General features: G+C 74.1%; 20 protein-coding genes, 1 tRNA gene and 1 riboswitch. Of the genes, 11 read left to right on the top strand and 10 right to left on the bottom strand.

What is annotated here, in order from left to right:
* Positions 1-36: 36 nt before the first annotated feature.
* On the top strand, positions 37-1,671 hold the full coding sequence (locus ABZY31_RS21050; protein ID WP_356412555.1) for a N,N-dimethylformamidase beta subunit family domain-containing protein: 1,635 nt from the start codon (positions 37-39) through the stop codon (positions 1,669-1,671).
* A 17-nt stretch (positions 1,672-1,688) separates the two neighbouring features.
* On the opposite strand, the gene ABZY31_RS21045 is transcribed toward ABZY31_RS21050, so the two are convergent.
* Positions 1,689-2,249 carry a DUF3291 domain-containing protein gene (locus ABZY31_RS21045; protein WP_356412554.1) on the bottom strand — a complete coding sequence of 187 codons (561 nt, stop codon included), beginning with the start codon at positions 2,247-2,249 and terminating at the stop codon, positions 1,689-1,691.
* 302 nt (positions 2,250-2,551) lie between these two features.
* Between ABZY31_RS21045 and ABZY31_RS21040 the strand changes: the two genes are divergently transcribed.
* On the top strand, positions 2,552-2,947 hold the full coding sequence (locus tag ABZY31_RS21040) for a VOC family protein (protein ID WP_356412552.1): 396 nt from the start codon (positions 2,552-2,554) through the stop codon (positions 2,945-2,947).
* Between the two features lie 55 nt (positions 2,948-3,002).
* Here the strand turns inward: ABZY31_RS21040 and ABZY31_RS21035 are convergent, their stop codons facing one another.
* The 4 genes from ABZY31_RS21035 to ABZY31_RS21020 form a co-directional block, all read right to left on the bottom strand.
* The gene (locus tag ABZY31_RS21035; RefSeq protein ID WP_356412550.1) at positions 3,003-3,791 is read right to left on the bottom strand and encodes an ABC transporter ATP-binding protein; all 789 of its coding nucleotides are present in this window, start codon (positions 3,789-3,791) and stop codon (positions 3,003-3,005) included.
* Complete coding sequence (locus tag ABZY31_RS21030) at positions 3,788-4,816, bottom strand: iron ABC transporter permease (RefSeq protein ID WP_356412548.1); 1,029 nt, start codon at positions 4,814-4,816, stop codon at positions 3,788-3,790. Before ABZY31_RS21030 ends, ABZY31_RS21035 begins: the two co-directional genes overlap by 4 nt.
* Entirely contained in the window at positions 4,813-5,841 is a 1,029-nt protein-coding gene (locus ABZY31_RS21025; protein ID WP_356412547.1) for an ABC transporter substrate-binding protein, read from the bottom strand. Before ABZY31_RS21025 ends, ABZY31_RS21030 begins: the two co-directional genes overlap by 4 nt.
* A 36-nt stretch (positions 5,842-5,877) precedes the next feature.
* Positions 5,878-6,008: riboswitch (cobalamin riboswitch) on the bottom strand.
* A 96-nt stretch (positions 6,009-6,104) separates the two neighbouring features.
* A tRNA-Trp gene (locus tag ABZY31_RS21020) sits at positions 6,105-6,177 on the bottom strand.
* Between the two features lie 142 nt (positions 6,178-6,319).
* Here ABZY31_RS21020 and ABZY31_RS21015 point away from each other — a divergent pair.
* From ABZY31_RS21015 to ABZY31_RS20995, 5 genes are all read left to right on the top strand, one after another.
* Positions 6,320-6,916 carry a hypothetical protein gene (locus ABZY31_RS21015; RefSeq protein WP_356412545.1) on the top strand — a complete coding sequence of 199 codons (597 nt, stop codon included), beginning with the start codon at positions 6,320-6,322 and terminating at the stop codon, positions 6,914-6,916.
* Between the two features lie 193 nt (positions 6,917-7,109).
* Entirely contained in the window at positions 7,110-8,441 is a 1,332-nt protein-coding gene (locus ABZY31_RS21010) for a glycoside hydrolase family 18 protein (RefSeq protein WP_356412543.1), read from the top strand.
* A 256-nt stretch (positions 8,442-8,697) separates the two neighbouring features.
* Positions 8,698-10,332, top strand: a complete 1,635-nt coding sequence (locus ABZY31_RS21005; RefSeq protein WP_356412541.1) for a sigma-70 family RNA polymerase sigma factor — start codon at positions 8,698-8,700, stop codon at positions 10,330-10,332.
* Between the two features lie 244 nt (positions 10,333-10,576).
* Positions 10,577-13,081, top strand: a complete 2,505-nt coding sequence (locus ABZY31_RS21000; RefSeq protein ID WP_356412539.1) for a Helicase associated domain protein — start codon at positions 10,577-10,579, stop codon at positions 13,079-13,081.
* Positions 13,082-13,255: 174 nt separating this feature from the next.
* Positions 13,256-14,326 carry a S41 family peptidase gene (locus ABZY31_RS20995; protein WP_356412538.1) on the top strand — a complete coding sequence of 357 codons (1,071 nt, stop codon included), beginning with the start codon at positions 13,256-13,258 and terminating at the stop codon, positions 14,324-14,326.
* A gap of 27 nt (positions 14,327-14,353) precedes the next feature.
* Here the strand turns inward: ABZY31_RS20995 and ABZY31_RS20990 are convergent, their stop codons facing one another.
* Entirely contained in the window at positions 14,354-15,304 is a 951-nt protein-coding gene (locus ABZY31_RS20990; protein WP_356412536.1) for a DUF1906 domain-containing protein, read from the bottom strand.
* A 146-nt stretch (positions 15,305-15,450) separates the two neighbouring features.
* On the bottom strand, positions 15,451-16,869 hold the full coding sequence (locus ABZY31_RS20985; RefSeq protein ID WP_356412535.1) for a glutamate decarboxylase: 1,419 nt from the start codon (positions 16,867-16,869) through the stop codon (positions 15,451-15,453).
* Between the two features lie 302 nt (positions 16,870-17,171).
* On the opposite strand from ABZY31_RS20985, the gene ABZY31_RS20980 reads away from it, so the two are divergent.
* Positions 17,172-17,561: a tyrosinase family oxidase copper chaperone gene (locus tag ABZY31_RS20980; protein ID WP_356412533.1), complete on the top strand. Its 390-nt coding sequence runs from the start codon at positions 17,172-17,174 to the stop codon at positions 17,559-17,561.
* Positions 17,561-18,397: a tyrosinase family protein gene (locus ABZY31_RS20975; RefSeq protein WP_356412531.1), complete on the top strand. Its 837-nt coding sequence runs from the start codon at positions 17,561-17,563 to the stop codon at positions 18,395-18,397. The genes ABZY31_RS20980 and ABZY31_RS20975 overlap by 1 nt, the downstream gene beginning before the upstream one ends.
* Here ABZY31_RS20975 and ABZY31_RS20970 read toward each other — a convergent pair.
* Positions 18,364-19,092: a response regulator gene (locus tag ABZY31_RS20970; RefSeq protein WP_356412530.1), complete on the bottom strand. Its 729-nt coding sequence runs from the start codon at positions 19,090-19,092 to the stop codon at positions 18,364-18,366. The two genes, ABZY31_RS20975 and ABZY31_RS20970, sit on opposite strands and share 34 nt — an antisense overlap.
* Positions 19,089-20,699 (bottom strand): sensor histidine kinase, encoded by a 1,611-nt coding sequence (locus tag ABZY31_RS20965; RefSeq protein WP_356412528.1) that lies wholly within the window; start codon positions 20,697-20,699, stop codon positions 19,089-19,091. The genes ABZY31_RS20970 and ABZY31_RS20965 overlap by 4 nt, the downstream gene beginning before the upstream one ends.
* A 105-nt stretch (positions 20,700-20,804) precedes the next feature.
* On the opposite strand from ABZY31_RS20965, the gene ABZY31_RS20960 reads away from it, so the two are divergent.
* Entirely contained in the window at positions 20,805-22,202 is a 1,398-nt protein-coding gene (locus ABZY31_RS20960; protein ID WP_356412526.1) for a cation:dicarboxylase symporter family transporter, read from the top strand.
* Between the two features lie 278 nt (positions 22,203-22,480).
* Positions 22,481-24,238, top strand: coding sequence for a S8 family serine peptidase (locus ABZY31_RS20955; RefSeq protein ID WP_356412525.1), 1,758 nt, complete (start codon positions 22,481-22,483; stop codon positions 24,236-24,238).
* Positions 24,239-24,310: 72 nt separating this feature from the next.
* Here ABZY31_RS20955 and ABZY31_RS20950 read toward each other — a convergent pair whose 3' ends face one another.
* Complete coding sequence (locus tag ABZY31_RS20950) at positions 24,311-24,985, bottom strand: (2Fe-2S)-binding protein (RefSeq protein ID WP_356412523.1); 675 nt, start codon at positions 24,983-24,985, stop codon at positions 24,311-24,313.
* Positions 24,986-25,033 lie beyond the last annotated feature (48 nt).

Here is a 25,033-nt window from a genome sequence, read left to right as displayed (position 1 = left end):
CGAACACACCCGAACGGGTGACATACCGTGCCCTACATGGATCAGCAGCACATCGCCGGGCACGGCGAAGGAGCGGGCAGGCGACGGTTCCTCGCGATCGCGACGGGCGCGGCCACAGTGGCCGGACTCGGCGCCGCTGTGGCGGGCTGCGCGCAGGGCGCGGACTCCGCCGACGGCCCGGGCGGGGACCGTGCGCCGGGCGCCGGCCCGAAGCCGTCGGGTTCCGCCGGTTCCGGGGGGACGGCGGGGGCGCACGCCTTCGACGTCAAGGCCGAGAACGCGCGGCCGGGCAACGCCGACTGGGCCGTGACCAAGGCGGGACCCGCGCGGGCGATCGAGGGCTTCGCCGACCGGGTGAGCGTCCTCGCGGGCGAGTCGTTCGGGCTCCACGTGTCGACCACGGCACCCCGGTTCACCGTCTCCGCCTACCGGATGGGCTGGTACGGCGGAGCGCGGGCGCGTCTGGTGTGGCGGTCGCAGGCCATCACCGGTGCCCGTCAGCCCGAGGCCTCGGTGGAGCAGGGCACGCGGATGGTGCGGGCCCGGTGGGCGCGGACCACCACCGTCGAGACCAAGGACTGGCCGGAGGGCAGCTACCTGCTGCGCCTGGACGCGCAGGGCGGCGAGGGCCAGCGGTTCGTCCCGGTCACCGTGCGGTCGGCCACGACCAAGGGCCGCACCGTCATCGTCAACGCGGTGGCGACCTGGCAGGCGTACAACAAGTGGGGCGGGTACAGCAGTTACGACGGCCCGAGCGGCGGCTTCGCCTCCCGTTCCCTGTCGGTGACCTTCGACCGGCCGTACGAGTACGACGACGGCGCGGGGCTGTTCCTGGTCTACGAGGCCCCGCTGATCGCCCTGGCCGAGCGGCTCGGCATACCCCTCGCCTACACCACGACCACCGACGTGGCCCGCGAGAAGCGCCTGCTGGAGGGGGCCACGACGGTCGTCTCGCTCGGGCACGACGAGTACTGGTCCCCCGAGCAGCGCGCGCACATCACGGCGGCCCGGGACGCGGGGAGCAACATCGCGATACTCGGCGCGAACTGCTGCTACCGCCGCATCCGCCTGGAGGAGAGCGACCTCGGCCCGGACCGCACCGTCGTCTGCTACAAGACGTCCTACGCTCAGGACCCGGGCTTCACCCGGGGTCACCCGGCCACCGTGGACTTCCGTTCCGCGCCCGGGGCGGACCCCGAGAGTTCGCTGCTGGGCGTGATCTACGACGGCTACCCGGTGGACGCCCCGTACGTGGTGACCAACCCGGGGCACTGGCTCTTCGAGGGCACGGGCGTGAAGCCCACCGACCGTTTCCCGCACCTGGTGGGAGTGGAGTACGACAAGGTCAGCACCGGTTTCCCGACGCCCCGGCCGATCGAGATACTGGCCCACTCCCCCGTGGTGTGCGAGGGCCGGCCCAGTCACCAGGACACCGCCTACTACACGACCCCGAGCGGCGCCGGCGTGTTCGCCACCGGGACGATGCGCTGGGTCGAGGCCCTCGACGCGAAGGGTGACGGGCGCGGCGGCGCCAACCACGGGCTGGACGCGCGCGCCGGGGCGCTGACGACCCGGGTGACGGAGAACCTGCTGCGGGTGTTCGCGGCGGGCCCGGCCGGCCGGACGCATCCGGCCCGGGACAACGTCAAGGCGGTGTACGGCGGTGCGTGATCGCGCCGACCGGCGACTCAGCGCGCCAGGTCGCTCTGCGGGCCGGTGCCCGTGAGCGTGCACGGAGTCCCCTCCGGGGTGAACGAGTGCCGGAAGGTGAAGGCGTGCGGCGCCGGGCCGTGGGTGTGGAGGTGTTCCAGCCTGGAAACCCCGTCCTGCCAGGTGGGTGTCACATCGTCGGAGGTCCACCAGAACGCGTAATTCGGGTGTCCCGTCCTCTCGAACCAGTCGTGGCGCCTGTTCAGCGCCTCGCGGTGCGGACCGGTGTAGATGGCTTCGAAGGCGGGGCGCAGATCGGTCCAGAGGGACAGGGTCGCCGCCAGGGCGGTGGTCTCCGCCGTGCGGCCCTTGCCGTACCAGGCCGGTACAACGAACTCTCCCCACGCACCCCAGTCCGCGTCGAAGAGCGCGCCCCGGCCGCCGCCTTCTGCCGCTTCGGCGTGCGCGAGGTATCCGGGGTACTGGCTGATCGTCCGGTAGACGGCCTCACCACTGTCGTAGAACGCACGGGTGAGAGGTCCGGGATCGGCGAGCGGTGAGGTCAGGACGCCGAAGGTGTACAGGGCAAGACGGGGCATGCGTCTCTCCTTGGGGACGGGCCGCTTGATGTGGGGGACGGGGATCGCCGGACGGGGAACTCCTGCGCAACCGTGGGCGATCGCCGCGACCAGGTGAAGGTAACCGCCTGGGCCGGACCTGTCGAAGTTGCGTTTCGCCGCTCCAAGTGGCCTCCCGCACCGGCTGGGCGGCCTTCGGTGCTCGGGCCGTCCGCGCTTCGCGGCGCCGACCGTCTAGGATCGTGTTCACGTCATCGCGTGCCGGTCACCGTCCGGGTGAGGCATGGAGGTGACCGTGAGGTGCCTTACGGAGGCATTCACCCATGTCGGTCGAGTTGAACCACACCATCATCCATTCCCGGGACGGCCGGGAGTCGGCGCAGTTCCTGGCGCACGTCCTCGGACTCGAAGTCGGCACCGCGTGGGGACCCTTCATCCCCGTCGACACCGCCAACGGCGTCACGCTGGACTTCGCCACCGTCCCGTCCGGGACCGTCACCCCTCAGCACTACGCCTTCCTGATCTCCGAGGCGGAGTTCGACGCGTCCTTCGCGCGGATCCAGGCCGCAGGCGTCCCGTACTTCGCCGATCCGATGCAGAAGCAGCCCGGCGAGATCAACCGCAACGACGGGGGCCGGGGCCTGTACTTCCTGGACCCGTCCGGGCACGGAATGGAAATCATCACCCGCCCCTACGGCAGCGGCGCGACCCCGAAGTAAACCGCGCCGGGCCGGTCCGGGGACGGCCGTCCCCGGACCCGCCCGGACCGCCCGCTCACGGCAGATAGACGATGTGCGGCGCCCCCGTCGTCGGGTGGACCTGGATGCGCGTGCGCACGCCGTACACCTCGGCCAGGAGTTCCTCCGTCAACACCTCGCCCGGCGGCCCCGAGGCCACCGCGCGGCCCGCGTCCAGGACGTACAGCCGGTCGCAGAAGGACGCGGCGAGGTTCAGGTCGTGCAGGACCAGTAAGGCCGTGGCGGGCAGGTCCCGGACCAGGCGGAGGACGTCCAACTGGTAGCGGATGTCGAGGTGGTTGGTGGGCTCGTCGAGCGCGAGCAGGGCGGGGTCCTGGACGAGGGCGCGGGCCACCAGCGCACGCTGGCGCTCGCCGCCGGACAGTTCGTCGAAGCGGCGGGCGGCCAGGGCCTCGGCGCCGACCGTCGCCAGCGCTGCGGTGACGCGCCGGGCGTCAGCCGGCCCGTCCTGTTCCCAGAACCGCTTGTGCGGACCACGCCCCATGGCCACCACCTCGCGCACGGTCAGCCCGAAGGTGCCGCTCGCGTCCTGCGGCACGACCGCCACCCGCCGGGCCCGCTCCTTGACGCCCAGCGTGGCCGCGTCCACGCCGTCCAGGAGCACCCGGCCTGCGGTGGGCCGCAAGGTGCCGTAGACGCAGCGCAGCAAGGTGGTCTTGCCGCTGCCGTTGGGACCGACCACGCCGACCGTCTCACCGGGGCGGGCGGTGAGGTCGATGCCGCGCAGCAGGGTGTTCCCGTCGACCTCGTAACGTACGGCCTCGGCCCGCAGTTCCAGCGGCGCGGAGGTCACCGGCGCCGTCATCCGGCCACCCCCTCGGAGCGGCCGGAACGCCGCAGCATCCACAGGAAGAACGGCCCGCCGATCAGCGCGGTGACGACGCCGACCGGTATCTCCTCGGGCGCGGCGGCGGTACGGGCGACCAGGTCGGCCAGCGTCAGGAACACGGCCCCGCCCAGCGCGGCCACCGGCAGCAGTGCCCGGTGCCCGGCTCCCACGACCATCCGGGCCGCATGGGGAACCATCAGCCCGACGAACCCGATCGCGCCGCTGAAGGCGACCAGCACCCCGATGACGAGGGAGGCCAGCACGAAGGCGGCGGCCCGGAAGCGTCCGGTGTCGAGTCCCAGGGTGCGCGCGTCCTCCTCCCCCGCGAGCAGCAGGTCGAGCGGTCGGGCGAGGGCGAGCAGCAGTCCGGTCCCCACCGCCAGGACCACGGCGGCCACGGCCAGTTGGTCCCAGCGCGCCCCGCCGAGACCGCCGAGCGTCCAGAAGAGGATGGACCGGACCTGCTCCGCCCGGGCCGAGAGGACCAGAGCGAGGCTGGTCAGCGCGGAGAGCACGTACTGGACCGCGACGCCGGCGAGGATCAGCCGCCCGGTGGTCATGGCGCCGCCGCGCCGGGCGAGGGCGTACACCGTGACGAGGGCGCCGAGCGACCCGGCGAAGGCGGCGAGGGGCAGGGTGACACTGGTCGCGACGCCCGCCCCGAGGCCGAGCACGATGACGGCCACGGCGCCCGCCGAGGCGCCGGAGGACGCGCCGAGCAGGAACGGATCGGCCAGCTGGTTGCGTACGAGGGCCTGCAGCACGGCGCCCGTGACGGCCAGCCCGGCTCCGACGGCCATGGCGAGCAGCACGCGCGGCATCCGCACGTCCCACACGATGGAGGCGAAGGCGCCGGGACGCGGTCCGGCCAGGACGATGTCCAGCACCCGGCCGGGAGCGATCCGCACCGGCCCCAGGGCCAGGCCCGCCACCGCGCCGCCGACCAGCGCGAGGGCGAGGAGGACGAGGACGAGGGGGGCCCGGCGGCGGTCCGCCGTCACGCGGCGTCGGGGTGCAGCTGGCCGGCCAGGGATGTGACGGCGTCGGCGACGCGGACCCCGAGGACGGCGGAGGACAGCGGAAGGACGACGAAACGGCGGTCCCTGATCGCGGGAACCCGCGCGAGGGCCGGATCGTTCACCAGACGCTGCTTCTTCGCTTCGACGCTCGTCCCGCCGTAGTCGTAGATCAGCACGGTGTCGGGCTCGCGTTCGATGACCTTCTCCCAGGACACGTCGCCGAAGGTGTCCTTGAGGTCGGCGAACACGTTCCTTCCGCCCGCGAGGGAGACGATCTCGTTGCCGATGCCGTTGCCGCCCGAGGTGAAGGCGGCGGCCTCGCCGGAGTCGTAGACGAAGACGTTCGGGCGCGCCTTGTCCTTGACGCGGGCGGTCACCGCGTCGATGCGGCGCTGCTCGTCCTCGATCAGCCTCGCGCCCCGCTCGGGCACGCCGAAGGTGCGGGCGACTTCGGTGATCTCGGTCTTCAGCTGCTCGAACCGGACCGGTCCCGGGGTGCAGTACTCCACGCTGAGCCGGGTGTTGATGCCGCTCTTGCCCAACGCGGCGCGGTCGCGGCCCTGCGCGGCGTCGAAGGCGCTGGAGTAGCCGCCGTAGACGAAGTCGGGGTCGGCGCCGAGGAGCAGCTCCTTCGAGGGGTACTCCTTCGCCAGCACCTTGATCTTGTCGTAGGCCGGCCGGTAGGCGGGCAGGACGGCGTCGTCGAGGTAGGCGGTGCCCGCCATCCGGTCCCCGAGGCCGAGGGCGAGCAGCAATTCGGTGGCGTGCTGGTTCATGGCGACGGCGCGGCGGGGCGGGGCCTTGTACGTCGTCGTCACACCGCAGTTGGTCACGGTGTACGGGAATCCCCCGCTCCCGGGGGCGGCCGCCGACCGGGTGGTTCCGTCCGGCGCGACGCCGTCGCGGGCCCCTTCGTCCGGGGTGGCGGCGCAGGCGGCGAGCGGTATCAGGAGCGCCAGGGCGGCGAGCGGGCTGAGCGCGCGCAGGGCGGCGCGGAAACGCGGCATGGCGAAGCCTCTCCGGGGGATCCTCGTCCCCTGGTCGAAGTGAAGAGGCGGCGCGTCAGTGTCTGACTCCCGGGCCGCGAGGGCCCGGTCACAGTGGCGGGACCGTACCGGTTTCACACCGGTTTCCTGGTCCGCGCCGCCCGGGTAACCCGGCCGAGTCTGCCAGACCGGCCGCGCCCGGGCCATCGGCGGGGCGCGTCGGCACCACGCGAAAGCCCAGGGGGAGCGGGCTCCCACCTGGGCTGTGGCGGATCTTCTTCGTGCAGGGGCGGCAGGACTCGAACCTACGGCATTTGGTTTTGGAGACCAACGCTCTACCAACTGAGCTACGCCCCTCCGGTGACACCAGCTTCGCACGCGGCGGGCGGATGATCCAATCACTTCCACGATGTGGTCGGGCCCGTGGGAACCGCGCGGGTGGCGGGGCGGGAGGAGGAGACGGATGGTGGAGGTGTCCCGTGCCCGAGGAGGTCCCGCCGTGCGCCGTCTCCGGTCCCCCCTGGCCACCCTCGCGCTCGCCGTACCGGTCCTGCTCGGTCTCGGCGCCGGGCCGGGGACGACGGCCGTCGGACCCGCGACGACGGCCGCCGGCCCCATGGCGACGGCCGCCGCCGGGCCCGGGGCAACCACCGTCAGCGGGCCCGTGGCGACGACCGCCACCGACCCCACCGGCGAGACCATCTCGCTCCGCGGCAACCGCCCGGGCGAGCTGCTCGACGTCACCCTCGTCGCCGTGACCGACCCGGCGGCCCCGCGCGCCGCGCACGCCCTGCGGGATCCGGCCGGGCGCCTCGTCGCGGTCGAGTTCCGCCTGCTCAACACCGGTACGGCCGCCTACGCCGACCCGCCGCGCAGCGGCTCGTACCTCCTGGACGCCGACGGTGAGCGCTATTCCGGCGTGGCGTTGCCGACGACGGCCGGGGCCGAGTTCACCGAAGGACGGTCCCTGGCGCCCGGCGACTCCGCCACCGGCTGCGTCACCTTCGAACTGCCGCAGGACGCCCGCGCCTCGGCCGTGCAGTTCGCACTGAACAGCGGGTCCGCCGACGACATCGGCCAGTGGAGCCTGTCCTGAGCCGGACCGTCGGCCGCCCGACCCCGCGGCACGTACGACACCTGCCCCCGTGACACGTCCGCCACCCGCACCCTTGACCACATCGGCCGCCCGCCCCCTTGACCGCCCTGGTCCAGACCAATAGCTTCCGGATGCACAGCACGCGCACAGCACGGCTCAGGAGCACCACTCCCCGCATCCGCAAAGGAAGCCCATGCGCCGCAGTACGCTCGGCAGGCTGGCCGCCGCCTGTTCCCTGTCCCTCCTGGCGGCCGTCGCGCCCGCCGCAGGAGCCGCCACCGCCCCTTCCGAGGGCGGCTCCGGTCACGGACGCGCCTACCACCGCGTCGGATACTTCACCCAATGGGGCGTCTACGGACGCGACTTCCAGGTCAAGAACCTCGAAACGAGCGGCGCCGCCGCCAAGCTCACCCACGTCAACTACGCCTTCGGCAACATCGGCGCGGACGGCACGTGCTTCACCGGCAACGTCCCCGGCGAGGCCGACGCCTGGGCGGACTACGGCCGTCCGCTCGACGCCGCGGGCTCGGTCGACGGCGTGGCCGACACCTGGGACCAGCCGCTCGCCGGCAATTTCAACCAGCTGCGCGAGCTGAAGGCCCGGCATCCGGGCCTCAAGGCACAGATTTCCCTGGGCGGTTGGAGCTGGTCCACGCACTTCTCGGACGCCGCCCGGACCCCCGCCTCGCGCAAGGCGCTCGTCGCGTCCTGCATCGACCTCTACATCAAGGGCAATCTGCCGCAGGACGGTGCCCGCGGCGGCGCGGGCGCGGCCGCGGGCCTCTTCGACGGGATCGACCTCGACTGGGAGTGGCCGGGGTCGGCCGGGGACACCGACACCACCCACCGCCCGGAGGACAGGCGCAACTTCACGGCGCTGGTCCAGGAGTTCCGTACCCAGCTCGACGCCTACGGGCGGACCCAGAAGAAGAAGTACCAGCTGACCGCCTTCGTCCCGACCGCCCCCGCCAAGATCGACGCGGGCTTCGAGGTCCCGAAGATCATGCGGAACCTGGACTTCGTCACGCTCCAGGGTTACGACTTCCACGTCTCCGGCGAGAAGACCACCGCCCAGCAGTCGGCCCTGTACGCGCGGAACGACTTCAGCGTCGACGGGACGGTGGACGCGTGGCTGCGGCGCGGGGCACCCGCGGGCAAGTTGGTCATGGGCATGCCGTTCTACGGTCAGGGCTGGACCGGGGTCACCGGCGGCGGCGACGGCATGGGCCGCCCGGCGACGGGCCCGGCGCCCGCGACGTGGTCCGCCGGGTACGAGGACTACAAGGCGCTGAGGAAACTGGCCGACTCCGGCGCGTACACCCTGCACCGGGACCGCCGGGCGGGCAGCGCGTGGCTCTTCGACGGCACGACGCTGTGGACCTACGACGACCCGCAGGTGCTGCGCACCAAGACGGCGTACATCCGCGAGCACGGCCTCGGCGGCGCGATGTTCTGGTCGCTGGACGGCGACACGGCGGACGGCGAGCTGATGACGGCCGTGGACCGGGGGCTGCGCGGCCACTGACCCGACGGCCGGCGGGGGCCCCGGGTGGCGCGAACCGACACCCGTCCGGCACCGGCCCCCGCCCCGGGAGGGGGTCCCCCGACCGGCCGCGCGGCCGGCCCCGGGGTCCCTCCGTCGGCCCCTTCCATCGGCCCCCCGTGCGCCCCCCGCCCCCTTGTGCGAGAGAGTGCTCACCGATAAGTGTTATCGGGGCCCCGCTCGGCGGTCTCCCAGGTATTGGGCACCATCGACCGCCGGTACGGACAGGGATCATCACATGAGTACTCAGCACATCGCAGCGCTGGTGTCGGCCGCCCGCGCGGGCGATCCGGGGGCGCAGGACGAACTCGTCGGCGCGCACCTGCCGCTCGTCTACAACATCGTCGGCCGGGCCCTGAACGGCTCCGTGGACGTGGACGACGTGGTCCAGGACACCATGCTGCGCGCCCTCGACGGCCTGGGCGGGCTGCGCTCCGACGAGAGCTTCCGGTCGTGGCTGGTGGCGATCGCGATGAACCGGGTACGGGCGCACTGGCAGGCCCGCAGCACCGGACCCGACGCGAGCGGGCTGGAGGCGGCGCGGGAACTGGCCGACCCCGGCGCCGATTTCGTGGACCTGACCGTCGTCCAGCTGAACCTCACCGGGCAGCGGCGCGAGACGGCACGGGCCACGCGCTGGCTGGAGCCGGACGACCGGGCGCTGCTGTCGCTGTGGTGGCTGGAGTGCGCGGGGGAACTCACCCGAGCGGAGGTCGCGGCGGCGCTGGAGCTGTCCCCGCAGCACACCGCGGTCCGCGTGCAGCGGATGAAGGCGCAGCTGGAGTCCGCGCGGGTGGTCGAGCGGGCGCTGGACGCCCAGCCGCCGTGTGAGGCCCTGCGCGCCGTGGCGGCCGGCTGGGACGGGCTGCCGTCGGCGCTGTGGCGCAAGCGAATAGCACGGCACGCGCGGGAGTGCGTGCGCTGCGCGGGCCTGTGGAACGGCCTCGTCCCGGCGGAGGGGCTGCTGGCCGGGCTGGCGCTGGTCCCCGTGTCGGCGGCGGTGCTGGCCGCGGTCCGCCAGGCGAGCACGGCTGCGGCCGCGTTCGCGTACGACGCTCCCTCCCCCGGCGCCGCGAAGGGCCCGGGGGCGCACGCGGCCGGTGCGCGCCATGACGCGGGCCGCGGTGCGTCCCGCAAGCGGCGGCGCACGCGCCGCAGGGTCATCGCGGGCGGTGTGGTCGTTGCCTGTATGGCCGGTGGTGGGGCGCTGTACCTCGGGGGCGCGCTGCCCGGCTCGGGCGAGACCGGGACGACCGCCGCCGCTCCCGGCGCGCCGCTGGCCGCGCTCTCCACGACGGGGGCGGTCGTCCCCTCCGCCTCCGCTTCGGGTTCTCCGTCGGCTTCCGCCTCTGCGTCCGCCTCGCCCTCTCCCTCGGCGTCGGCGTCCTCCTCCGCTTCCGCCTCGGCCTCCGCATCGGCTTCGGCCTCGGCGAGCGCGAGCGCGAAGCCGACCCCGAAATCCTCGGCTCCGCGTCCGGCGGCCGCCGCGCCGCAGGGGACCGTGGCCCAGGTGATCGCGCTGGTCAACCAGGAGCGCGCGGCCGCGGGCTGCGGCCCGGTCAAGGACGACGCGCAGCTGCGCGCCGCCGCGCAGGACCACTCGGACGACATGGCGGACCGGGACTTCTTCGCGCACAGCAACCCCGACGGCGCCGACCCGGGCAAGCGGATCACCGCCGCCGGGTACCGCTGGTCGACGTACGGCGAGAACATCGCGATGGGCCAGCAGACGCCCGCCTCCGTCATGGACTCCTGGATGAAGAGCCCGGGGCACCGCGCGAACATCCTCAACTGCTCGTTCAAGGACCTCGGGGTCGGCGTCCGCCAGGGGGCGGGCGGCCCGTGGTGGACCCAGGACTTCGGCGCCCGCTGACGTTCCGCAGCAGCCCTGACGCTCCCCGGCCGGCGCCGGCGGGACGCGCTCGCCGCGTCCCAGAGCGTCCCGCGGCACGGGGCGCCGCCCGCGTCCGCGCAGCGCCGCCCGGCCGGAGCGCGGCCGTCCGCTCAAGGACCGCTCGATGACACACCCCGCGCCGGCCCTGAATGCTTCAATTTCGGGGCAGGATAGTGACAGGAGCCGAATGGGCTGATCAGACGGGGCGAGCGGAGTACACCGGATGGCGAGGAAGGTCCTGCGTCCGCATCAGCGCGAGGCCGTCGACGCCGTCGTGCGGGCGCTGGAGCTGCCCCCGGGCGGGCAGCCCCCGGAGGCCGGGCTGCGCACCCAGGTGATCATGGCCACCGGATCCGGGAAGTCGCTGGTGGCCGTCCGCTCCGCCGAGGCGCTGGGGGCCGGGCGCGTACTGGTGCTGGTGCCCTCGCTCGACCTGCTCGTGCAGAGCGTCGCCGCCTGGCGCGACGGCGGCCGTACCGGTCGCTTCCTCGCCGTGTGCTCGCTGCGCGGGCCGGAGGCGGGCGTGCCCAGCACCACCGATCCGGAGCGGATCGCCGCATGGTGCCGCCCGGTGTCACGGGTGACGGTCTTCGCCACCTACGCCTCCCTCGGCCTCGGCATCGTCGAACGGGCCCACCTGGCCGGGCTGCCGGCCTGGGACCTGGTCGTGGTCGACGAGGCCCACCGCACGTCCGGGCGGATCGGCAAGCCGTGGGCGGTGGTGCACGACAACGCGCGGATCCCGGCGGTCCGCCGGCTGTACATGACCGCCACGCCCCGAATCTGGCAGGACCCCGAGACCACCGGTGACCTGCGCGTCTCCCCCGCCTTCGGGGGGTCCGAGGAAGCGGAGGGGCCGCAGGGCCCCGCCGGTTCCGGGGCCGCCTCCGGGCCGCGGAGCGCCGGCGGCCGGGCGCCGGGCGGGGCGCTGGTCGCCTCGATGGAGGACGATCCGGACGGCCCGTTCGGCGCGCGCTGCCACACGCTGTCCCTGTCCGAGGCCATCGACCGGGGCATCTGCGCGCCGTACCAGGTGGTCTGCGTGGACGTCAGCGACCCGGAGTTCCAGGCGGCGGTGCTGCTCGGCCCGGAAGGGCGCTCCGACGCGGTGCGCGGCGCCCGGCTGGCCGCGCTCCAGACCGCGCTGGTCAAGGCGGCCGCCGAGCAGGGCTTCCGGCGGACCCTGGTCTTCCACCACCTGACCCGGGAGGCCGAGGCGTTCGCGGCGGGCCTGCCCGCGGTCGCGGCCCGGCTGCGGATGACCAGTCGGGCGCCCCGTCCGGTGTACCCGCGCACGGTGTGGGCGGACTGGCTGGGCGGGCAGCACCCGGCGGCGCACCGGCGGCGGGTCCTGGACGCCTTCGCGGCCGACCGGATCGCGGAGAAGGCGTTCCTCGGCAGTGTCCGGGTGCTGGGCGAGGGCGTCGACACCAAAGAGTGCGACTCCGTGTTCTGGGCCGACGTGCGCGACTCGATGCCGGACCTCGTGCAGGCCGTGGGCCGGGCGCTGCGGATCCGGCCCGGGGAGGGGAAGGTCGCCTCGCTGGTGGTGCCGGTCCTGCTGGAGCCGGGCGAGACGCCGGAGACGATGCTGACCTCGCGGGCGTACGGGAGCCTGGCGCGGCTCCTGGAGGCGCTGCGGGCGCACGACAGCAGGCTGGTGGAGTCGCTGGCCCAGCCGCAGCGGCCGAGCCGGACGCCCGCGCCCCCGGCGGCGGCCGGAGCGCCGGGCGCTCCCGGCGCGGCGGCCCGGGCCCTGCTGAGCTTCTCCACGCCCCGCGATCCGGCGCTGCTGGCCGCCTTCGTCCGGCTGCGGGTGCTGCACCCCGAGCACGAGCACTGGCGGCGCGGGCTGGCGGCCGCCGCCGTCTACGCGGCCGCGGCCGGGGACCTGAAGGTGCCCTTCGGGTTCAAGGCGCCGTCGGGCGGGGAGGGCTGGCCGCCCGGGCTCGCCCGGTTCCCGCTCGGGCAGTGGATCTCGGACGCCCGCCGCGCGTACCGCCGGGGCGCGCTGGGCCGGCAGCGGACGGCGGAACTGGACGCGCTAGGGATGGTGTGGAGCGCCTTCGACGTGGCCTTCGAGGAGGGGCTGTCGGCGGCCCGCGCGTGGGCCGCGGCGCACGGCCACCTGCTGCCGCCGGTGGAGGCGACCTGGGAGGGGCACCCGGTCGGCGTCTGGGTCAAGAACCAGCGCGCCGCGGCCCGCCGCGAAGGCCCGGGCGCCCTGTCGCCGGAGCGCCGCGAGGCCCTGGACGACATCGATCCGGGGTGGTGTCCGGACTGGGACATCTCCTGGCAGCGGGCCTACCGGCTGACCCGCATGCGGCTGGAGGCGGGCGGGACACTGCCGACGGGCCCCGGCGAGGCGTTCGTCCAGGGCGAGGACCTGGGGCAGTGGCTGCGGACGCAGCGCCTGGGCTGGGACCGGCTGACCGGCGCGCAGCGGTGGCTGCTGGAGCACACGCTGGGGACGGGTCCGGCCGAGGAGTCCGAACGCCCCCGGCCGCGCCGGGCGCACGCCGACGCGTGGGCGGCGAACCTGGCCGCCGCCCGCCGCTTCCGGGAACGGGAGGGCCACCTGCGCGTGCCGCGCACCCATGTGGAGCCCCTGGGCGGTGAGCAGCTCCGGCTGGGGTCCTGGATCGCCAACCAGCGCTCCCGGGCGGCCGCCCTGAGCCCGGAGCGGCGCGCGGCCCTGTCGGAACTGGGGATGCGCTGGGCCTCCTGACCGCCGGGCCCGGGCCGTCGGCGCACCGCCGAGGGGGCGCCGACCCTTGTGCCGGGGCGGTTCGCTCGCGAAGATGATCTTCCGGCGGGTCCCCCGCAGCAACCGGGTGTACGTGGACCGTCGCCGTGCCGGGCGTCCGCCCGCCGTACGCGCAGCCCAGGGAGGCGGTCCGGCATGACCCCGACGAGGTCCTCGCCACGGTGGACCGGCGTGCGGTCCGCGGTACGCCGCTGGCGCGCCGCCCCGGTGTTCCTGGCGGTCGTCCTGCTCCTGGCCGGGGACGGCTGGAGCACGTCCGGTTCCGCCGGCCGGCAGGCGCCGCAGAGCGCGCGGGCCTACCTCGCCGCCGCGCTGGACGTGATGGAGGCCCGTTCCGTGCGCCGGAACCAGGTCGACTGGCCGCGCCTGCGGCGCACGGCCTTCGCCCGGGCCGAGGGGGCGCGCACCGCGTCGGACACCTACGCCGTGATCACGGAGGCGCTCGCGGAACTCGGGGACCACCACAGCACGTTCCTGACCGGCACGGAGGCGGCCATCTCCCGGCAGCGGACCGAGGACACGTTCACCGGTCTGACCGGCCGCCGCCTCCCCGGCGCGGTGGGGTACCTCGCGCTGCCGGCCGTGGGCGGGGCCGACGAGACCCTGGACCGCTACGTGCGCCAGGGCCGTGCGGCGGTCGGGGAGGCGGAGCGGGAAGGCGGGGCCTGCGGCTGGATGCTCGACCTGCGGCAGAACACCGGCGGCAACGTCTGGCCGATGTTCGCCGTCGCCGCACCGCTGCTCGGTGAGGGGAAGGTGGGCGCGTTCGTCACCGCGGACGGCGCCGCCACGCCGTGGTCCGTCGAGAACCGCAGGCCGCGTCTCAACGGTGAGGAATCGCCCTGGGGGCCAGCCGATCCGCTCGGGACGCCGGACCCCCCGGTCGCCGTGCTGACCGACGGCGGCACCGCCAGTGCGGCGGAGGCCCTCCTCATCGCCTTCAAGGGGCGCCCGGACACCCGGACCTTCGGAACGAGCACCTACGGCGTGCCCACGGGCAACGACGGTTTCCCGCTCTCCGACGGCGCGGTCATCAACCTCACCACGGAGCTGGACGCCGACCGCACCGGCCGGACCTACGACGGGGCGATCCCGCCCGATGAGGAAGTGCCCGCCTCCCGCGCCGACATCGGTACGGACCGCGACGAGGTGGTCAAGGCCGCCGCCCGGTGGCTGGCCGGGCAGGGCACCTGCCGCCGGCCCTGACCTCCGCGGGGACACCCGGGCGGCCGGTCAGCCGTGCCTGCGGGTGGGCGCGGCCGCGACCGGGGCGTCGAGGAGGTTGCGGTCGATGGTGAGGGTCACCCCGCCGTGGGTCTCGCGCACGTTGCCTCGGTACTGGTGGATCCGCCGGTGGCCCGGCCACAGCCCGGCGGCCAGCGCGCCGCTGTCGGCGGTGTCCGCTCGGTGGTCCCAGCGGGCGTACCAGACCGCGTCCGGCAGCGGCGAGGTGCCGGACCGGGCCGCGGCGGCCAGGTCGGCGAGGCCGGAGCCGAGGCTGGAGTAGTACCCGGCGCGGTGCCCGGCCCGGTGCAGGCGCTGGGTCCAGCCGCTGGCGAAGTCGACCACCGCCCGCGCGCAGCCCGGGTCGGCGGAGCGGTAGGCCTCGATGTCCAGGTACACCGGCGCGCCGTCGCCGAGGCCCAGCGCCCGCAGTCTGGCCAGCGCCTCGGCGGCCTCCTCGCGGCCCTGTTCGACCGCCCGCGCCGGATCGATCCTGCGGGGCTTGTGCGCGTACGCCGTGCACGGCGCCTGCCGTCCGATGTGGACCGGGACCAGCCGCCAGCCCATGGCCTGCACCCGGCGGACCCACTCGGCGGTGAGCCGCGGCTGCGCGCAGTGCCGCTGGCTGCCGCTGGTGTAGATGCCGACGGCCCCGTACGGGCTGTGGTCCCACCAGGCCCGCATGGCCGCCTCCGAGGGCGCCGTGCAGGCGTCGTAGCCTTCGCCCCGGAACACCTCGGGGGCCCGCCGGGGCGGCCCGCGGTCGGGCAGCACCCGCGGGGTCAGGGCCCGGGGCGCGGCGGGGCCGGGCGACGCCCCCGGGCCGCCGCGCGCCCCGGCCGGAGCCGCCCCCGGGCCGCAGAGCACGAGGGCGACGGCGAGGGCGGTGAGCGCGGTGACGCGGACGGGGGGCACGCCACCGCGGGCGCTGCGGGCGCCGCGCACGGGGGGTCGGATCATGTGTCCCACGGTCCGTGCCCCGGCCCCGCCCCCGGCGCAGCCCGCGCCGGGCGGCGGCGAAGTTCATCCGTGCGCGGCGGCGCCGGCCGGTCCGCCGGTGGCGACCGCGCCCGGCCTGCGCGTGCCCGGTGCGCGTCGGCGGTGCGTCAGTGGTGGAAGCCCGGTTGCGGGGTGGGGGCGGCGGTCGGCGGCGCCTTCGTCAGGTGCTCCACGGCCCGGCGCAGGTCCCCCACCAGCAGGGCGATCTGATCGCGGGTCACCCCGTGCCGGATCAGCACGCGCTGCACGACCGTCTCGCCGCGGTCGGCGGGCAGCGGGTAGGACGGCACCTGCCAGCCCCGCATCCGCAGCCGGTCGGAGAGGTCGTACAGGGTGAAGCCGCTCGCTCCCGGGTCGGTGAGGGCGTAGCAGACGGCGGGCAGGCCGCCCTGGCCGTCGTACAGGAGGGTGAAGGGGCCCATGCCGCGGATCTGGCGGGCCAGGTAGCCGGCGGTGTCGGCGCAGGCCTGCTGGACGCGCCGGTAGCCGCCGCGGCCCAGCCGCAGGAAGAGGTAGTACTGGGCGATGATCTCGCCGCCGGGGCGGGAGAAGTTGAGGGCGAAGGTCGGCATGTCGCCGCCGAGGTAGTCCACCGTGAAGACGAGTTCCGCGGGGAGCAGGTCGGCGGTGCGCCAGACGATCCAGCCGACGCCCAGCGGCGCGAGTCCGTACTTGTGGCCTGAGGTGTTGACGGAGGCCACGCGGGGCAGCCGGAAGTCCCAGACGACGTCGGGGTGCAGGAAGGGGGCGACGAAGCCGCCGCTGGCCGCGTCGACGTGGACGGGGACGTCCCAGCCGTGCTCGGCCTGGATCCGGTCGAGTTCGGCGGCGATCTCGGCGACCGGCTCGTAGTCGCAGGTGTAGGTGACGCCGAGGATGGCGACGACGCCGATGGTGTTCTCGTCGACGTACGCGGCGAGCTGGTGGGGGCGCAGGCCGGTGGCGCCGGGTTCCAGCGGCACCTGGCGCAGTTCCACGTCGAAGTACCGGGCGAACTTCTCCCAGCAGATCTGAACCGGTCCGCACACCAGGTTCGGGCGGTCGGCCGGTTTGCCCTCGGCGCGGCGGCGGGCGCGCCAGCGCCATTTGAGGGCGAGGCCGCCGAGCATCGCGGCCTCGCTGGAGCCGGTGGTGGAGCAGCCGGTCGCGGCGCCTCCGGGCGGGGCGTTCCACAGGTCGGCGAGGATGTTGACGCAGCGCGCCTCGATCTCGGCGGTCTGCGGGTACTCGTCCTTGTCGATCATGTTCTTGTCGATGCACTCGCCCATCAGGCGGCGCACGCCGTCGTCCGACCAGGTGGTGCAGAAGGTGGCCAGGTTCTGGGCCGCGTTGCCGTCCAGGAGCAGCTCGTTGTGGAGCAGCGAGTAGACGACCTCGGTCGGCGAGTGCTCTTGCGGCATCCGGTACTTGGGCAGCACCTGGCCGCTGAGCGGGGACGCGAACACGTCCGTGGCGACGTCGTCGGTGTGGTCGTCCCCCGTGCGGGGCGCTCCGGTGGGCGGGTCCTTCATCTCATGAAGTGCCATATCGGGACTATACGGGCGCCCCATGCGGAGCGGCCGGGAGGCGGGCGGGACGGCGCACGCAGAGCGGTTCGACCGAACGCTTCCGGTCGACTCCGCAGTGTGACCCTCCACATAGTCGTCACATATGCCAGAAGAACTTGCGCTCACCTAGGGTCGGAACGGGCGATCTTCTCGTTCGGGCCTGCGGATCCCGCACGTACGGGAAGATCCCCCATATGGTTTTCTGCGCAACTTATCGGCAGATGTCCTGATCACGGCCAACCGGTTGAGCGGCCGGCGCGCCCATGATCATCCTTCGTCCCATGAACCAGATCAGCCGCCGCCGGGTCCTCGGGACCTCTGCCGGCGCACTCACCCTGCTCGGCCTCGCCGCCACCGCGCACGCAGCCACCCTGCCCGCCATCGCGACCGTGCCCGCACCCCGCGCGGGCGACACCCTCGACGAGGTCTACCAGGGCCGCCGGATCCGGATAACCCCCGCCCAGGGCGGGGACCACCACGGCGGCCACCACTCCCCCGGCCTCCCGACCGTCCGGATAGACGGCGCCGAACTCCACGTGATGCGCAACGCCGACTCCAGCTGGATCAGCGTCGTCAACCACTACGAGACCTTCCCCGACCTGCCCTCCCTCGCCCGCGCCGCCGTGCGCGAACTCCAGGGCGCCGTCCTCGTCCCGATGGGCGGCATGTGATGACCGTGCGCAAGAACCAGGCGACCCTGACCCCCGCCGAGAAGCGCGCCTTCACCTCGGCGCTGGTCGAACTCAAGCGCACCGGCGGCTACGACCGGTTCGTCACCACCCACAACGGCTTCATCATGGGCGACACGGACAGCGGTGACCGGGTGGGCCACCGTTCCCCCTCCTTCCTGCCCTGGCACCGCCGCTTCCTCATCGAGTTCGAGACGGCCCTGCAGCGGATCGACCCGGCCGTCGCCCTCCCCTACTGGGACTGGACCACCGACCGCACCCCCCGCTCCTCGCTGTGGGCCGCCGACTTCCTCGGCGGCACCGGCCGGGCGCGCGACGGGCAGGTCATGGACGGCCCCTTCGCCCACTCCGCCGGGAAGTGGCCGCTCGCCGTCCGCGTCGACGGGCGCGAGTACCTGCGCCGCGCGCTCGGCACCGGCGTGGCCGAGCTGCCGACGAAGGCCGAGGTGGAGTCCGTACTGGCCCTGTCCGTCTACGACTCGGCGCCGTGGAACAGTTCCTCCAGCGGCTTCCGCAACCACCTGGAAGGCTGGCGCGGCCCCAACCTGCACAACCGCGTGCACGTGTGGGTGGGCGGCCAGATGGGCACCGGGGCCTCGCCCAACGACCCGGTGTTCTGGATGCACCACGCCTACATCGACAAGCTCTGGGCCGAGTGGCAGGCCCGGCACCCGCGGTCGCCCTACCTGCCCGCCGCGGGCACCCCGGACGTGGTGGACCTGCACGACACGATGCGGCCGTGGAACGACGTGACCCCCGCGGACATGCTCGACCACCGGAAGTTCTACACCTTCGACGTGGAGCCCGTCGCGCCCTGATCGTCGGAGGCCAGCCAGCGGTAGTGCAGTTCGGGGCGGCCGACCTGGCCGTACCGGGGCGTGCGGGCCGCCCGCCCGGTGTCCACCAGGTGCTCCAGGTAGCGCCGGGCGGTGATCCGGGAGGTGCCCGCCGCCGCGGCCGCCGCGGCCGCCGTCAGCCCCTCGGGGGCCGCCCGCAGCAGCGCGGCGAGCCGGTCCAGGGTGGGCGCGCTCAGGCCCTTGGGCAGCTCGGCGGGCCGGGGCGCCCGCAGTGTGGCGAGCGCCCGGTCCACGTCGTCCTGTCCCGCCGCCTCGCCGGCGGCGCCGCGGAACTCGGCGTAGCGCAGCAGCCGTTCGCGCAGGGTCGGGAAGGCGAAGGGCTTCAGCACGTACTGCACCACCCCCAGCGAGACGCTCTCGCGGACCACCGCCAGGTCGCGCGCCGAGGTCACGACGATCACGTCCACCGGGTGCCCGGCGGCGCGCAGACCGCGCGCGAAGCGCAGTCCGTTGCCGTCGGGCAGGCCGAGGTCGAGCAGCAGCAGGTCGACCCGGGTCCGCTCCAGGGCGCGGGTCGCCGCCGACAGCGTGTGGACCGCGCCGACGGCGGTGAAGCCGGGCACCCGGCCGACGTACAGGGCGTGCGCGGCGGCGGCGACGGGGTCGTCCTCGACCACCAGCACCCGCACCCGCACCCGCGCGTCCTCGTCGCTCATCCCCGCACCCCCGGGTCCTGCGGCGAATGCGGCACGAGCGGTGCGAGCGGCAGCCGTACGGTGAACTCCGCGCCCTCGCCCGGCACATCGGCGGCGCTCACGCTGCCGCCGTGCCGGTGCGCGGCCTGGCGCACCAGCGCGAGGCCGAGGCCGCGCCCCGCCCCCTTGCCCGACCAGCCGCGCCGGAACACGTCGGCGCCGGCGGGCAGTCCGGGCCCGTTGTCGGCGACGCGCAGCAGCAGTTCCCCGTCGGCGGCGCGGACGGTCACCCGGACCCGCCCTCCGGCGGTGCCCGTCAGGGCGTCCACGGCGTTGTCGATGAGGTTGCCCAGCACCGTGACCAGGTCCCGGGCCGGGGGCACGCCGGCCGCGGCGGCCGGCGGTGCGCTGTCGTGCGTGACCACGAGTTCGACGCCGCGTTCGTGCGCCTGGGCCGCCTTGCCCAGCAACAGGGCGACCAGGACGGGTTCGCCCACGGCGGTGACCACCTCGTCGGTGAGGGCCTGGGCCAGCTCCAGTTCGGCGGTCGCGAAGTCCACCGCCTCGTCCGTGCGGCCGAGTTCGATCAGGGACACGACGGTGTGCAGGCGGTTGGCCGCCTCGTGGGCCTGCGAGCGCAGTGCCTCCGTGAAACCGCGCTCGTGGTCCAGCTCGCCGGTCAGCGACTGGAGGTCGGTGTGGTCACGCAGGGTGACGACGGTGCCGTGCCGGCCGCCGCCCGCCACCGGTGAGCTGTTCACGACGAGGACCCGGTCGGCGCTCAGGTGCACCTCGTCGACCCGGGGGCGGTCGGCGAGCAGGGCTCCGGTCAGCGGTGCGGGCAGGCCGAGCGCGTCCACGCCCCGCCCCCGCACCTCGCCGCGCAGGCCGAGGAGTTCGCGGGCCGCGTCGTTGATGAGGGTGACCCTGCGCTGCCCGTCGAGCATCAGCAGGCCTTCGCGGACGGCGTGCAGGGCCGCCTGGTGGTAGTCGTGCATCCGGCTCAGCTCGGCCGCGTTCATGCCGTGGGTGTGGCGGCGCAGCCGGGCGTTGACGACGTACGTGCCCGCGCCGCCGAGCGCCAGGGCGCCGGCCGCGACCCAGACGAGGGCGGCCAGCTGGCCGCCGAGCCGGTCGCTGATGGCGCGGACCGTGATCCCCGCGCTGACCAGGGCGATCACCCGGCCGTCGGCGGTGACCGGGGTGACCACCCGGATGGACGGGCCGAGGGTGCCGGTGTAGGTCTCGCTGAAGGTCTCGCCACGCAGGGCGGCCGCCGTGTTGCCCAGGAAGCGCTCGCCGATCCGGCGCGGATCGGGGTGGGTCCAGCGGCGTCCGTCCGGGGACATGATCGTCACGAAGTCGACGCCCGTGTCGGCGCGCACCCGCTCCGCGTAGGGCTGGAGCGCGGCGGAGGGGTCGGCCCCGCTGACCGCCTCCCGCACGGAGGGCGAGTCCGCGACCGCGCGGGCCGCCGCGCCCGCCTGGCGCCCGGCCGCCTCCTCGGCCTGGCGGCGCGCGGTGGCGTACGCGAAGACCGCGCAGCCGGCGACGACCAGCGCGACCAGCACCACCTGCATGGCGAAGAGCTGACCCGCGAGGCTGCGCGGACGGGGGAAACGGAACATGACGCTCAGTGTGCACCCGGCCGTGAACTCAATGAACGCAAGGGTGACCGGGGTCACAGGCTGGGCGATGGTCGGCGCGGGACGTATTCATCTTCAGGAGGCGACGTGGCCGCCAGGCGCGACAGAACCCATTATCTCTACATCGCGGTCATCATCGCGGTGGTGCTCGGCATCGTGACGGGCCTGGCCGCGCCCGGCACTGCGGTCGAGCTGAAGCCGCTGGGCACGGGCTTCGTGAATCTGATCAAGATGATGATCTCGCCGGTGATCTTCTGCACGATCGTGCTGGGCATCGGCTCGGTCCGCAAGGCCGCCAAGGTGGGCGCCGTCGGCGGGCTCGCGCTCGGGTACTTCATGGTGATGTCCACGGTCGCCCTCGCCATCGGGCTGCTGGTGGGCAACCTGCTGGAGCCGGGCAGCGGGCTGCACCTGACCGAGGCCGTGCGGGGCGCGGGCGAGGCGCAGGCGAAGGCGGGCGGGGCTCAGGACACCACCGAGTTCCTGCTGGGGATCATTCCCAAGACGATGGTGTCGGCCTTCACCGGGGGCGAGGTGCTCCAGACGCTGCTGGTGGCGCTGCTGTGCGGGTTCGCGCTGCAAGCGCTGGGGACGGCGGGCGAGCCGGTGCTGCGCGGGGTCGGGCACCTGCAGAAGCTGGTCTTCCGGGTGCTCGCGATGATCATGTGGGCGGCGCCGGTGGGCGCGTTCGGGGCGATGGCGGCGGTGGTCGGCGCGACCGGCGTCGACGCGCTGAAGTCCCTCGCGGTCATCATGATCGGCTTCTACACCACCTGCCTGCTCTTCGTGATCGTGGTCCTCGGCACCCTCCTGCGGCTGTGCACGGGCGTCAGCGTCTTCGCCCTGCTGCGCTACTTGGGCCGCGAGTTCCTGCTCATCCTGTCCACCTCCTCCTCGGAGTCGGCGCTGCCGCGGCTGATCGCGAAGATGGAGCACCTGGGCGTGTCCCGGCCGGTGGTCGGGATCACGGTGCCGACGGGGTACTCCTTCAACCTGGACGGCACCGCGATCTACCTGACGATGTCCTCGCTCTTCATCGCGGAGGCGATGGGCAAGCCGTTGGCGCTGGGCGAGCAGATCTCGCTGCTGCTGTTCATGATCATCGCCTCGAAGGGGGCCGCCGGGGTGACCGGCGCCGGCCTGGCCACCCTGGCGGGCGGCCTCCAGTCGCACCGGCCCGAACTGGTCGACGGCGTCGGCCTGATCGTGGGCATCGACCGGTTCATGAGCGAGGCGCGGGCGCTGACGAACTTCGCGGGGAACGCGGTGGCGACCGTACTGATCGGGACCTGGACCAAGGAGTTCGACCGCGGCCGGGCCACCGAAGTCCTCGCCGGGCGGCTGCCGTTCGACGAGGCGACGCTGACGGACGACGGGCACGGCGGCGAGGCCCCGCAGGGCGGCGGCGACGCGGGCCACGAGGACGCGCGGTCCGCGCCGATGCCCGGGCAGCCGGCCGGGGGCAAGGACGGCGTACCGGTCTAGAACGGCACACGCCGGTACGCGCGCCGGACCGGCCGGGCGGGGCTCTCCCCCCACGGTGCCCCGCCCGGTCGGCGCCGACACCCCGGGCTGATAGGCGATTTTCAGCCACCCATCCGAGAACCGGCGTGCGGTGAAAGGTACTTCCGCAGAGGGGCACGCGTCTGACATCTTGCGTCCACCACTCGTTTCGTACGGCCCGGTAGGTACCACCAGCACCACCGGGCCCTTCGGAGGACGCATTGATACCCCACATATCCAGCCGACCTCGACGTACCCTCGTGCTGGCCGCCGCCCTCGGCGCCGCACTGACCTTCGGAGCCCCCGCCGCGCTCGCCGGCACGGCTCCCGTGACCTCGTCCGGGGCCCCCGCCCCGGCTCCCCGGGCCGCGGCCCCGGCTTCCCAGAGTGCGACCTGGGCTGCCGGCACCCGTGCCTACCTCGTGATCACCGCTCCCGGTGACAGCTCGGCCGTCCGCTCGGCCGTGGCGGCCAACGGCGGCACGGTGTTCTCGAACTTCGACGCCATCGGCGTGATCGTGGCCCACTCGGCGTCCGCCTCCTTCGCGTCCACGATGCGCGGGGTCAGCGGCGTCCAGAAGGTCGGCGCCACCCGGACCTCGGACGTTCCGGCCGACGCCTACAACCCGGCCCTGCCCGCCAACCCGGCGCAGTCGGCGACCGGCACCGGCGAGCCCGTCCGCGCGGACATGAGCCAGATCAAGGCGGACCAGGCCTGGGCCGTCAACCCCGGTTCGGCCTCCGTGAAGGTCGGCATCCTGGACACCGGTGTGGACGACCAGCACCAGGACCTGGCGCCGAACTTCAACGCGGCCGACTCCGTCTCCTGCGCCTACGGCAAGCCGGACACCCGCGCCGGCGCCTGGCGTGACGTGGACACCCACGGCACGCACGTCGCGGGCACCATCGCCGCCGCCAAGAACGGCAAGGGCGTCGTCGGCGTGGCACCCGGTGTGAAGATCTCCGCGGTCCGCGTCGCCGAGCCGGGCAACTCGTTCTTCTTCGCCGAGAACACCATCTGCGGCTTCGTCTGGGCCGGTGACCACGGCTTCAAGGTCACCAACAACAGCTACTACACGGACCCGTGGCAGTTCAACTGCCCCGACAACATCGACCAGGCCGCCATCATCGAGGGCGTCAAGCGCGCCCAGGAGTACGCCGAGGGCAAGGGCTCGCTCCAGGTCGCCGCGGCGGGCAACGAGAACTACGACCTCGCCCACAAGACCACGGACTCGGCGAGCCCGAACGACTCGACGCCGACCACCCGGACCATCACCAACGCCTGCCTCGACATCCCGACCGAACTCCCTGGCGTGGTCACGGTCGCGGCGAACGGCACGGGCACCACGAAGGCCTCGTTCTCCAACTTCGGCGCGGGCGTCATCGACGTCGCGGCCCCGGGCAGCGACGTCTACTCCACCCTGCCGGGCGGCAAGTACGGCACCAAGAGCGGTACGTCGATGGCCACTCCGCACGTCGTGGGCGTCGCCGCACTCCTCGCGAGCGCCAACCCGGGCATCACGCCGGCCCAGTTGCGCGACAAGCTGGCCACCCAGGCCAACGACGTGCCCTGCCCCTCCGACAGCCGCTGCACCGGGACCACCGCCAACAACGCCTTCTTCGGCGAGGGCCAGGTCGACGCGCTGAAGGCGGTCGGCGGCTCCACTCCGCCGACCGGCAAGTACTTCGAGAACACCGCGGACTTCGCGATCAACGACAACGCGACCGTGGAGAGCCCGATCACCGTCAGCGGGGTGAGCGGCAACGCGCCGGCCACCCTCAAGGTGGGCGTGGACATCAAGCACACCTACATCGGTGACCTGAAGGTCGACCTGGTCGCACCCGACGGAAGCGTCTACACCCTGTCCAACCGGGCGGGCGGCGGCACGGACAACATCATCCAGACCTTCACCGTGGACGCCTCCCCGGAGGTCGCGGGCGGCGTCTGGAAGCTCCGTGTGAACGACAACGCCAACGCCGATACCGGCAAGATCGACGCCTGGAACCTCACCTTCTAGGGGTCCGGCCCGTCGTCGGGGCCATCGGGGAGCAGCGCGACCGCTCCCCGGTGGCCCCGTTCGTTTCGCCCCCTACCTGGTGCGCAGCACGCAGTCTCCGCACAGACCGCCGCCGGGCGCCTTGTAGTAGAGGCAGCAGCTGCGCCGTACGAAGGCCACGCCGAGGCCCTCCTCGTGCACGAAGGTGCCGGTGCGGCCCAGCGGCCCGCCGTCGGCCAGCAGCGCCGCGGCCAGGGCCACGGCGCCGCCCGCCGGAACCCGGTCGATCAGCACCCGCAGGGCCCCGACCAGGCCGGAGGCGGCATTGCCGCGCAGCACCTGAGGCGAGAGCGCGAAGCGGGAGCGGAGCCCCGCGTCCAGAACGGCGAGGTTCCCGAGCACCGTGGCCCCGAGCTCCTCCCCCGGCAGGTCCGCCGGACGGGGCAGCCACAGCTCCAGCGACCCCGCCTCCGGCAGTCGCCACCACACCCGGTCGGGGGCCAGGTCCGGCACCCGCCCGGTCAGCGCCGCGCAGCCGAGCCCGAGGGACCACAGCCGGGAGGCGATGCCGAGCTGCGCGGTGGAGGCGGCCACCCGGCCGGGGCCGGTGCCCATGCGGCGGCCCACCTCACCGACGTACTCCCCGAGCCGCTCGCCGTACAGCTGCGACAGCGGCCGGAACCCCGGCCCGGGCGGCTCCGCGGCGGACGGTGCGGTGAAGAACGGCCCGACGGAGGCCAGCCGCCGCAGTACGTCGTCCAGGTCCATGGCCCGATGATCGCAGGCCCGGGACGGCGCCCGGGAGCGGGGTCACCG

This window comes from Streptomyces sp. NPDC006529, assembly GCF_040611795.1.
Lineage (GTDB): Bacteria > Actinomycetota > Actinomycetes > Streptomycetales > Streptomycetaceae > Streptomyces.
This window is presented reverse-complemented; position numbering and strand designations above follow the sequence as displayed.